This window comes from Vibrio sp. V10_P2A27P122 (assembly GCF_963874335.1).
GTDB lineage: Bacteria > Pseudomonadota > Gammaproteobacteria > Enterobacterales > Vibrionaceae > Vibrio > Vibrio anguillarum.
This window is the reverse complement of record NZ_CAWNHY010000030.1, coordinates 1-10,103: the sequence shown is the minus strand read 5'-3', so window position 1 is coordinate 10,103 and position 10,103 is coordinate 1. Positions and strand designations below refer to the sequence as shown.

The following is a 10,103-nucleotide window of genomic DNA, read 5'->3' as shown; positions in this document are numbered from 1 at the left end:
TCCATGCCGAACTCAGAAGTGAAACACAACAGCGCCGATGGTAGTGTGGGGTCTCCCCATGTGAGAGTAGGACATCGCCAGGCTTTGAATATTGTCTAACCAGACACGCTGCGGAGCGGTAGTTCAGTTGGTTAGAATACCGGCCTGTCACGCCGGGGGTCGCGGGTTCGAGTCCCGTCCGCTCCGCCACTTATTAAGAAGCCCTGCTAGTAATAGCAGGGCTTCTTTCGTTTGAGAAAAATAGCATTTTATTTTTTATCACTCTCTCAGTGCCGTCTTCTAAAAATCAATTCCACGCATACTTACATACTCACTCCTTGTAATCCGTAACACTCTGATTAGCTAGGGCTCGCTTAGTCGTCTGTAGTTTTACTTGGCGCCCTTCTTCAATAATCATTGAACCTGTTTGTTCAAACTTGTTCGGCTGACTTTAAGTTATTTTGTGATTATTTGTGTATGTGAATGACTTTCTTTGGGGTGTTCGAGAGCCATCATCACACCTTCATTTGAATAGGGTTCGCCAGTTTTTTAAAATAAGTGTTACTAAAGCTATCCATAGTGATATTTCACCATAGTTCACAGCCTTAATTAGATCATATTTTTTAAATTGGTATTACAGTAGATATAGAGAGGAGGAGCAAAGTAAAGATAGCAAAAGCCGATGTTCTAGAACATCGGCTAGGGATAAAATTGATTTGATCAGTCATTACTGACAGTTTTCTTTCTACATTGACGACTTTTCAGCTTGTTTTGCTTTGTCTATCAATGGGGTAATTGTTGAACCTTGAATAAGTATTGAGAACACCACGACAGCGTATGTCATAACAAGGATTATCTCTTTTACATCAATAAGCTTGTCTGGGATAACTAATATGCCAGATGGGATAGAAAGTGCCATTGCTAGTGCTAGCCCACCTCGTAGCCCTCCCCAAGTTAGTATCTTTATTGACCATGGGTTGTAGGATCGGTAACGCTTGAAGCCGATGTAAGAGAAAAAAACGCTTAGATAGCGAGCAGATAAGACAAGAGGAATGGCGAAAGCCATCAATATCCAGTCCTCTTCATGGAATTTGAAGAGTAGCATCGACATACCGATAAGTAGGAAGAGCACACCATTCAAAAATTCGTCAACCAATTCCCAAAAGTGGTCAAGGTGTTCTTCACTTTCTTTTGAAAAGCCAATGAAGCGTGTCCAGTTGCCGATCATTATCCCTGATACAACCATAGCTAAAGGCCCGGAAACATGGATAACATCTGCAAAAACATAGCCAGCAGTCGGTATACCAATAGTTAAAAGCAGTTCCATTGAGTGATCATCGGTGGCGCTGATGAGGTAGTGGAATAATAGCCCAAGAGCTAGGCCATACAGGATGCCCCCCATTGCCTCTTGAATAAACAACATAGTTACACTACCTATGGTTGGTGCTTCCGTACCAAATGCAATAGTGAAAATGGTGACAAAGATAACCAAACCAAAACCATCATTAAAGAGCGATTCTCCCTCGATTTGGGTTGAAATACGTTTTGGTGCATTTAATTTTTTAACAATAGCTAATACGGCTATTGGGTCTGTTGGTGATATGAGTGCACCAAATAGCAGACAGTAAACGAGATCGAAGTGAATACCGATAAATTGACAGAAGGCGTATAGCCCAAAACCGATGAAGAAGGTTGAAAATAGCGTTGCGCCTAGTGCAAGAACCGCGATTTCCCATTTCTGATCTTTTAGGTTGGGTAATTTGATGCCTAGGCCGCCAGCGAAAAGTAGAAAACCGAGTATTCCTTTGAGCAGAAAATTTTCAAAGTTAATACTGTTGACGGTTTCTGTCGCTATTTGAGTTAGATGAAACCAATCATTTTGACCTGCAACTAAGATCAATAATGACAACATCATCGATCCTGCTGTAATGGCGATAGTGGTTTGCATATTGCCTATCTTACTGTTTAGAAAGGCAATCAACATTGCTGCTCCTGATAGGAAGCATAAAGTGTAATAGACAGACATTGTTTTCTCGTCGTGTAACAAAATATGAATGAAATTCTCCTTGGATGATGTACAAATAGCAAACACTTTTTAGCCATGATTGCAGATGTATCAAACGATAATTAAAGTGAAGTTTAGACGTCTAGATTTCTAATGGTTATATGATAGGATGAGCGAATAACCAAAAGGAATGAGGCTGTACTGTGGGAAGAGAAGTTAGAAGTCAAATTGAAGCTCAATTGCAACAGAGAATATTATTGATTGATGGTGGCATGGGCACCATGATTCAGAGCTATAAATTGGAAGAGCAAGATTATCGCGGAGATCGCTTTGCCCATTGGCCAAGCGATCTGAAAGGAAATAATGACCTTCTCGTCTTGACGCAGCCTCAGTTAATCAAAGAAATTCATAGTGCTTACTTGGAAGCAGGTGCTGATATCCTAGAGACGAATACCTTCAACGCGACGAGCATCGCAATGGCCGACTACGATATGCAAGCCATTAGTGAGGAAATCAATTTCGCTGCTGCAAAACTTGCACGCGAAGCTGCTGACGAATGGACGGCGAAAACGCCTGATAAACCTCGTTACGTGGCGGGAGTGCTAGGGCCAACAAACCGCACTTGCTCGCTCTCCCCTGACGTGAATGACCCTGGTTTTCGAAATATCAGCTTTGAGCAATTAGTTGAAGCTTACTCAGAATCAACACGTGCTTTAATTCGTGGCGGCAGCGACTTAATTTTGATTGAAACTATTTTCGATACTTTAAATGCTAAAGCCTGTGCCTTTGCGGTGGATTGTGTGTTTGAAGAGTTGGGTTACAAACTGCCCGTGATGATCTCAGGGACAATCACCGATGCCTCTGGTCGAACGCTTTCTGGGCAAACAACCGAAGCCTTTTATAATGCACTGCGACACGTTGAGCCTATCTCATTTGGTTTGAACTGTGCACTCGGTCCGGATGAATTGCGCCAATACGTTGAAGAGCTATCACGTATTTCCGAATGTTATGTCTCGGCTCATCCCAATGCGGGGTTGCCTAACGCATTCGGTGAGTATGATCTTGAAGCCGATGAGATGGCGAAGCACATCGGGGAATGGGCGCGAGCAGGATTCTTGAACCTTGTTGGTGGCTGTTGTGGAACCACTCCTGAGCACATTAGACAAATGGCAAAAGTGGTCGAAGGTGTGAAACCAAGAGCGTTACCCGATATTCCAGTGGCTTGTCGTCTATCCGGTCTAGAGCCGCTGACGATTACCAAAGAGAGCTTATTCATCAACGTAGGTGAGCGAACTAACGTCACTGGTTCTGCGCGTTTTAAGCGTTTAATCAAAGATGAGCAGTATGATGAGGCGCTGCATGTTGCTCGAGAGCAGGTCGAAAACGGTGCACAAATCATCGATATCAATATGGATGAAGGGATGTTGGATGCGCAAGCTTGCATGGTCCGCTTTCTCAATTTATGTGCTTCTGAGCCGGATATTTCCAAAGTACCAATCATGGTTGATTCTTCTAAGTGGGAGGTAATTGAAGCGGGTCTCAAATGCATTCAAGGCAAAGGGATTGTGAACTCGATTTCCCTCAAGGAGGGGAAAGAGAAGTTTGTTGAACAAGCTAAACTCATTCGCCGCTATGGTGCTGCTGTGATCGTGATGGCGTTTGATGAAGTAGGCCAAGCGGATACCCGTGAGCGAAAACTTGAAATTTGTACCAAAGCTTATCGAATTTTGGTTGATGAGGTTGGTTTCCCTGCTGAAGATATCATTTTTGATCCGAATATTTTCGCGGTTGCGACTGGTATTGATGAGCATAATAATTATGCTGTGGACTTTATCGAAGCCGTGGCTGATATCAAACGTAATTTACCCCATGCGATGATTTCCGGCGGGGTTTCCAACGTCTCTTTCTCTTTTCGCGGTAACAACTATGTGCGTGAAGCGATCCATGCTGTATTCCTTTATCACTGTTTTAAAAACGGCATGGACATGGGCATCGTCAATGCCGGTCAGCTTGAGATTTACGATAACGTGCCTGAGAAACTGCGTGAAGCAGTCGAAGATATCATTCTCAATCGCCGCAGCGATGGCACTGAACGCTTACTGGATATTGCGGCTGAATATGCGAACAAAGGTGTCGGTAAGGAAGAGGATGCCAGTGCGCTGGAATGGCGTTCATGGCCAGTCGCAAAACGTTTAGAGCATGCGTTAGTCAAAGGTATTACCGAGTATATTGTTGAAGATACGGAAGAAGCTCGTCAAAATGCCACTCGCCCATTGGATGTGATCGAAGGGCCTCTCATGGATGGAATGAACGTGGTCGGCGACCTCTTTGGCGAAGGGAAAATGTTCCTGCCGCAAGTAGTGAAATCGGCGCGCGTTATGAAGCAAGCCGTTGCGCATTTAGAGCCCTACATCAACGCGCTTAAGCAAGCAGGTTCTAATAATGGCAAAATCCTTCTTGCCACAGTTAAAGGGGATGTACACGACATCGGCAAAAATATCGTTGGCGTCGTTTTGCAGTGTAATAACTACGAAATCATTGACCTCGGCGTTATGGTGCCATGCGAGCAGATCCTCAAAGTCGCGAAAGAACAGAATGTCGACATCATTGGGTTATCCGGCCTCATCACTCCCTCTTTAGATGAAATGGTGCACGTCGCTAAAGAAATGGAGCGACAAGGGTTTAAATTACCGCTTTTGATTGGCGGAGCAACCACCTCTAAAGCACATACCGCAGTTAAAATTGAGCAAAATTATCACCAGCCAGTTGTGTATGTGAACAATGCTTCGCGCGCAGTAGGCGTTTGTTCTTCGCTTCTTTCTGATGAGTTACGTCCTGCTTTTGTTGAAAAATTAAACATCGACTATGAACGCACGCGTGATCAACATCACCGTAAAACCCCCCGAACTAAGCCTGTCTCATTAGAAGTGGCAAGGGCAAATAAAGCGGTTATCGATTGGGATAACTATACGCCGCCAGTTCCGGCTAAATTGGGCGTACATGTGTTTGATGATTTTGATGTGGCTACCCTTCGTCGTTACATCGACTGGACACCATTTTTCATGACATGGTCATTGATGGGTAAATATCCAACGATTTTTGAACACGAAGAGGTGGGAGAGGAAGCGCAAAGTTTATTCCATGATGCTAATGCATTGCTTGATAGAGTTGAGCGAGAAGGGCTACTCAAGGCTCGCGGTATTTGCGCTTTATTCCCGGCCGCGAGTGTGGGAGATGATATCGAAGTGTATCGCGATGAATCGCGCACCGAGGTTGCTCATGTTCTGCATCACTTACGCCAACAAACCGAAAAGCCCAAAGGTTATAACTACTGCTTGTCCGATTACATTGCACCAAAGGAGAGTGGTAAACGAGATTGGATCGGCGCATTTGCCGTGACAGGCGGAATTGGTGAGCGAGAATTAGCAGACCAATATAAAGCGCAAGGCGATGACTACAACGCCATCATGATCCAAGCGGTAGCTGATCGCCTTGCTGAGGCTTTTGCGGAATATTTGCATCAGCAAGTTCGTAAAGAAATTTGGGGCTATGCTGCTGACGAAGAGTTGTCGAACGATGATTTGATCCGTGAGAAATACCAAGGTATACGCCCAGCGCCGGGCTATCCAGCGTGTCCTGAGCATACGGAAAAAGGCACCTTGTGGGAGATGTTGCAGGTTGAGCAAACCATCGATATGTCTTTAACCACCAGTTACGCTATGTGGCCGGGTGCTTCGGTGTCAGGTTGGTACTTCTCGCATCCTGACTCTCGTTATTTTGCCATTGCACAAATTCAGCAAGATCAGATGCAAGATTACGCGCAACGTAAAGGCTGGAATATGCAAGAAGCGGAAAAATGGCTTGGGCCGAATTTAGATTAAGTAATAAAAAAACAGGTTGGCTAAGTCAACCTGTTTTTTATTCAGCGTGTTACTACTCAATGTGGTTTTATCGTTCAAACAAGTCTTGATGAAGTTTCTGAATTGCCGCTTTAGAAACCGACTCGTGTAATAAAAAGCAGAGGTTGTGCGGGCTGGCACCATAGCAAATCATACGCAAATTGAAATCTTCTAAGGTGCTAAAAACTTGTTTTGCATAGCCTTTGCTTTCACTCATGTTATTGCCGATCAGCGCAACTAAACACAGATTATGTTCGACTTCAACTTTACACAGCTCTTCTAATTCTAAGCGCACCGATTGAGGCAGTTCAGGGGCTCCACCTGAGGTATCGGTTTTATCTAATGTTAATGAGACGCTGATTTCAGAGGTGGTGATCAGATCCACCGAAATTTTGTGTTTGGCTAAAATTTCAAATACCTTCGAAAGAAAGCCGTATGCGTGAAACATGCTAGCGCTGCGTAGTGTAACCATGGTTTGATTGCAGCGTAGGGTTAAGGCTCTAAATAGAGGTGAGCTTTCCACACGTTTACGGATCCAAGTGCCGCCTTTTTCAGGCTCTTTTGAGGAGCCGACAAACACAGGGATATCGTGGCGAAGCGCGGGCAGCAACGTCGATGGATGCAAAATCTTAGCGCCAAAGTTTGCCATCTCCGATGCTTCGCTAAAGCTTATTTCCGCAATCGGAGCGGCTTTAGGCGCAATGCGAGGATCGGTCGTATAAATCCCCGGCACATCAGTCCAAATCTCTAAGCCAGAAGCTTGTACCGCTTCGGCGATCAAGGCCGCAGAATAATCACTGCCGCCTCGGCCCAATGTGGTTGTATTTCCTTGTTCATCAGCGCCGATGAAACCTTGAGTTACCACTACGTGTTGCAGACAAAGTGGTGTTAACTTCTCTTGGGCTAATTGCTGGATCTGCTCTAATTGCGGTTCCGCCCGACCATAGTGATCATCAGTACGCAGCACTTCTCGAATATCAAAACGGATCGCATCCATGCCACGTTCACGCAGTAATTGCGTCAGAATGAAGGTCGACATTAACTCGCCACAAGCCACTAAGTGATCGGTCAGTTTTTTACTCGCTTGAAAAGAGGCCGCTTCTGCGACACTGGCCACCATATCTAAAATTGAGTGTACCTCTTTTTCAACTTGTAGCGGGTCGGCAAGTTTATCAATAATCGCATGATGAATATCAGCTAACTGTTTGATAATACTTAAGCGTTGATTGGCATCTTGTACGCCATTGGCTAATTCAACCAATAAATTCGTCACGCCAGAGCAGGCACTGCTCACGACTAATTTGGTCTCTGGATTATTTTCGATCACAGCGGCACAAAGGCTCATTGCTTCAAAGTTAGCAACGCTTGTTCCGCCAAATTTGGCGACATTGAATGCGCTCACGGCATTTCTCCCACGACTTCCTGAAATAAAAATAGTGTTGGTGTACCAACGTCCAATGTTTGAAGAGAGTTTTTCTAGAGCAAATAAAGAGGTGTTTTTATGATTGGTTTACCTCAGAAGCTCTTCATCAGGGTTGCTGATGACAGTTGAAGGGATTCAGCCCATTCAACCGATAAACCAAATCCACAACCTTGGTTTATCTCGGCACTGCTCCCCATTAATGTTTTGTTTTGGAGTTGAGGCTCCACAAAACATCTGCCTGGGCAGTGCTCCTCTTCTGCTAGATAGCTCATTCATTGAACGTTTTTGAACTGTTAATGTCAATCGCTAATTAAGTCCAAATGTAAAATAAAATTAACCAGAGTGTGACACTGGTTTGACCTCTAGACTTCGGTCGAATTGTTGCATCAGTGGATTTGTTTTACTCTGGGTATTCGTATTTGGCCGCAAGCAAGGAGCAACTATGTCCATTACCAGTTTTAACCCACCCCAGCGAATTTTGATGGGGCCAGGCCCGTCAGATATTTACCCTCAAGTATTACAAGCGCTGAGCAGGCCGACCGTTGGCCACTTAGATCCGCTTTTTATCCAGATGATGGATGAGCTAAAGCAGCTGCTTAAATACGCTTTTCAAACGGAAAATGAGTTTACCATCGCGGTTTCCGCGCCGGGCAGCGCTGGTATGGAGGCGTGCTTTGTCAACCTGATTGAGCCGGGAGATAAGGTCATCGTGTGTCGCAATGGCGTTTTTGGCGAGCGTATGCGCGAGAATGTAGTGCGCTGTGGCGGAGAGGCTGTGCTGGTGGATGATGAGTGGGGAGCCCCCGTTTCGCTCGATAAAGTCGAGCAAGCCATACAGGCTAACCCTGATGCTAAAATTCTCGCGTTTGTCCATGCAGAAACGTCAACTGGTGCATTGAGTGATGCGCAAGCATTAGGTTTGCTGGCTAAGCAAAACAACATGCTGAGTATTGTAGATGCAGTGACATCCTTAGGCGGCGTACCACTTTATGTGGATCAATGGCAGCTCGATGCCGTCTATTCTGGGAGCCAAAAGTGCTTATCGTGCCCTCCGGGTTTATCGCCACTGACTTTTTCAGCGCAAGCGATTGAAAAAATTCAATCTCGCACAACCCCCGTTCAAAGCTGGTTTTTAGATCAAAGCTTAGTGCTTGGTTATTGGAGCGGTGCAGGCAAACGCAGTTATCACCACACTGCGCCAGTTAACAGTTTGTACGCATTGCATGAAGCCTTGCTGGTGTTGAAAAACGAAGGTCTAGAGCAGGCGTGGGCACGTCATCGTGTGATGCATGACAAATTAAAGCTGGGCCTAGAAAAATTAGGATTTGAATTTGTCGTTGCTGAAGATTGTCGTTTACCGCAATTGAATGCGATCTATATTCCAGAGGGGGTTGATGAGGCTAAAGTGCGAGCACATTTACTCAATCAATACAACTTGGAGATCGGCGCCGGCCTTGGCACTTTAGCGGGTAAAGCGTGGCGTATTGGTTTAATGGGGTATGGGGCACGCAGTGAAAACGTGGCCTTATGCTTGCGGGCGCTAGAAGAGTCATTAACAAATTAGCAAAAAAACCACATAAGGGAGCATTTGCTCCTTTTTAGTGGTGCTGATGCCGAACGTTGTTCGTCTCAGCATCAATCATAAAATTCATTTTTATTGTTAGCTCTTCCCTAGCGTGAGTGGAATACTCGTGATTGATATCTTAAGATAAATTTTGTCGTTAATGGTTTAATTACTCGTATGAATATAAGTGGCATTTTGTGTATTTATAATAAATATATGATGACAAAGTTTGTGGCCTAAATATTAGAACAGGTTTGGATGCTACCTTGTATTGTCATGGTATTGTAAAAAATGAACATTGTTCGATTGTTTTGGTTGACCATTATTTTATCTGCGTTAGGATAACCGCGCTGAGAAAGCATACTTATTATTAACTTTTTAGAGGTGCAATAGAAACCTATGGACTCGTCGAGTAGTCGATTATCCAAGTGTGGTATTTTCTGGTTAGTAGAAAAGCCTACGTTTTGTTGCCAACTTTTCATTTAAAGCCTCGCTTTTGCTAAGTTGGTATTCATACTAACGAAGCTCCTTTTCTTGTTCTCTCCTGTCAATATCACACTCTTTTTATAGAGTATCGTGTTTGTTTAGGTCGATCATATGATTTATTCAATACAGCGTTTCTACTGGCTAGAGCGTGAATGCTTTTGAATTTCTTGCATGTCATCTGTACACCGCTAGAACTTTCGTAAGTACACGGCTTCTCTATTTGACTGACTTTATCTTCTCCTAGCTTGCTTGTTCAAGGCGGGGAATGCTTGAGCTTGATGATATAAGCTTATTGCAGTTCAGTTACGTGGATTTTCTGCATAATTTGGTTTCTTTGCCTTGATAGTTTCAAGGAGATACAAAGATGGTTATGTACAATACATCATTATCTATGGGCAACCGGCTACCTGCTGCTCACTCTATTCAAACCGAAATGGATAACAACTTTATTTGTGTAGGCGCATCGCTATCTGTAGAGGCGGTGATTGCGATTCTACGCTCATCGTCCTTAACCGATAAGCGCTTAAACCTTATCTTTATCTCTGGTGATGCAGGTGAATACTTAGGATTTGTTTATTTAAGCAAGGTGGTGGTATCACAGATGAATATCATCATGAAAGATATTATGCACAAAAGCGATATTGCCATATCGGCCTTAATGGATAAGGTTCAAGCTAGAAAGTTATTATTAGACAGTCATTTGCCTATGATTCCTATCATAGATACTCGGAATCGAGTGATTGGCGC

Annotated in this window: 5 protein-coding genes, 1 tRNA gene, 1 rRNA gene and 1 riboswitch; of the genes, 5 read left to right on the top strand and 2 right to left on the bottom strand. The window is 44.2% G+C overall.

Going from position 1 to position 10,103, the window contains the following annotated elements; translation table 11 throughout:
• Positions 1–83 (top strand): 5S ribosomal RNA (rrf, locus tag AACQ17_RS17405); the annotation flags it as partial.
• 29 nt (positions 84–112) lie between these two features.
• Positions 113–189 (top strand) — tRNA-Asp (locus AACQ17_RS01955).
• A gap of 535 nt (positions 190–724) precedes the next feature.
• Here AACQ17_RS01955 and AACQ17_RS01950 read toward each other — a convergent pair.
• Positions 725–2,005, bottom strand: a complete 1,281-nt coding sequence (locus tag AACQ17_RS01950; protein ID WP_026027845.1) for a cation:proton antiporter — start codon at positions 2,003–2,005, stop codon at positions 725–727.
• A gap of 182 nt (positions 2,006–2,187) precedes the next feature.
• On the opposite strand from AACQ17_RS01950, the gene metH reads away from it, so the two are divergent.
• Positions 2,188–5,865: a methionine synthase gene (metH, locus tag AACQ17_RS01945; protein WP_094147806.1), complete on the top strand. Its 3,678-nt coding sequence runs from the start codon at positions 2,188–2,190 to the stop codon at positions 5,863–5,865.
• 67 nt (positions 5,866–5,932) lie between these two features.
• Here metH and lysC read toward each other — a convergent pair whose 3' ends face one another.
• A complete protein-coding gene (lysC, locus tag AACQ17_RS01940) occupies positions 5,933–7,285 on the bottom strand; it encodes a lysine-sensitive aspartokinase 3 (protein WP_094147807.1) in 1,353 nt (450 codons plus the stop codon).
• 109 nt (positions 7,286–7,394) lie between these two features.
• Positions 7,395–7,570, bottom strand: a riboswitch (Lysine riboswitch).
• Between the two features lie 178 nt (positions 7,571–7,748).
• On the opposite strand from lysC, the gene AACQ17_RS01935 reads away from it, so the two are divergent.
• Together AACQ17_RS01935 and AACQ17_RS01930 are read left to right on the top strand one after the other, a co-directional pair.
• Positions 7,749–8,870: a pyridoxal-phosphate-dependent aminotransferase family protein gene (locus AACQ17_RS01935; protein ID WP_094133180.1), complete on the top strand. Its 1,122-nt coding sequence runs from the start codon at positions 7,749–7,751 to the stop codon at positions 8,868–8,870.
• An 850-nt stretch (positions 8,871–9,720) separates the two neighbouring features.
• Positions 9,721–10,103, top strand: a 383-nt coding sequence (locus tag AACQ17_RS01930) for a hypothetical protein (protein WP_094167747.1), incomplete at its 3' end; no start/stop codon positions are given.

What these genes read in the sequence shown, in the direction of transcription:
- AACQ17_RS01935 (WP_094133180.1), top strand. Translation starts at nt 7,749, where the DNA reads ATGTCCATTACCAGTTTTAACCCACCCCAGCGAATTTTGATGGGGCCA.
- AACQ17_RS01950 (WP_026027845.1), bottom strand. Translation starts at nt 2,005, where the DNA reads ATGTCTGTCTATTACACTTTATGCTTCCTATCAGGAGCAGCAATGTTG.